Origin of the sequence: Actinoplanes sp. NPDC048791 (genome assembly GCF_040650095.1) — a bacterium.
In the GTDB taxonomy this organism is placed as follows: Bacteria; Actinomycetota; Actinomycetes; order Mycobacteriales; family Micromonosporaceae; genus Actinoplanes.
Window position 1 is genome coordinate 1 of the sequence record NZ_JBEZGQ010001629.1, and the last position, 1,258, is coordinate 1,258.

The 1,258-nt window shown below is 72.1% G+C and carries 1 protein-coding gene; it reads left to right on the forward strand.

Annotated features, from left to right (window positions below; translation table 11 throughout):
• Nucleotides 1-379: 379 nt before the first annotated feature.
• Nucleotides 380-1,258: protein kinase domain-containing protein (locus AB0C29_RS49120; protein WP_360835354.1), on the forward strand; the 879-nt coding region annotated here is incomplete at its 3' end.

Consider the following 1,258-nt stretch of genomic DNA (forward strand, 5'->3'; position numbering starts at 1 on the left):
GACGCCGCCGACCGACTGCTGCCTGTCCCCGCCGCTCCCGACGCCCACCGCGCCGGTGCCGACGCCGCACAGCCCCTCGGCGACGCCCTCGCCGTCGTCCTCGCCGGACGACAGTGACTCGCCGGCGCCGAGCGAATCGCCCGTTTCGGCCGAGCCGACCGGGCCGGACGACACCGCGGGGACGGACCAGGACGAGCGCCGGGGACGCCACGCGCGACGGCACTGATCCGATTTGTCACGATAAACGACTCGCGGGGCCTCGGCCGCGCGGGTCGTTTTCTCCACTTTGCCCTGGTCAGGGCTGCGCGCTGTACCCGTTCGGTCTCAGCTGTGAGATCCTGGGCTGCCGCGCCCGGAAGGACACATACACTTCACGCCGATGGACACGACTGTCGCCGACACGTTGATCGGCACGACGATTGACGGGCGCTACCGGATCACCGGTCGCGTGGCCCGTGGTGGCATGGCGACTGTGTACACCGCTGTGGACGACCGGCTCGAACGCACGGTGGCCCTGAAGATCATTCACCCGTCGCAGGCGACGAACGTGCACTTCGTCGACCGCTTCACCGACGAGGCGAAGACGATCGCCCGGCTCACCCACCCCAACGTCGTCGCCGTGTACGACCAGGGCCGCCACCAGGGCCTGCCGTACCTGGTCATGGAGTACGTCCAGGGCCGCACCCTGCGCGACCTGCTGATCCAGCGCCGCCGGCTCAACCCGGTCGAGGCGCTGGCCATCTGTGAGCAGATGCTCGCCGCCATCGCCGCCGCGCACCGCGCCGGCCTGGTGCACCGCGACGTCAAGCCGGAGAACGTGCTGGTCGCCGAGGCGCCCAGCGGCGGCATCGCCAACCTGGTCGACAGCGTGGTCAAGGTGGCCGACTTCGGCCTGGCCCGCGCGGTCGAGGCCAGCAGCGCCGACGAGTCCGGCCAGCTCATGGCCACGGTCGCCTACGTGGCGCCCGAGCTGGTCACCGACGGGCACGCCGACGCGCGCACGGACGTCTACTCGGCCGGCATCGTGCTCTTCGAGATGCTCACCGGCCGGGTCCCGTACGACGGCGACGAGCCGGTCGAGGTCGCCTGGCAGCACGTCGACAACGACGTCCCGGCGCCGTCCAGCATCGTCAAGGGCCTGCCCACCGTGCTCGACGACCTGGTCGCCCGGGCCACCCGCCGCGATCCGGGCGCCCGCCCCACCGACGCCGGCGCGCTGCTGGCCGAGGTGCAGGTGGTCCGCGACGACCTGGGCGCG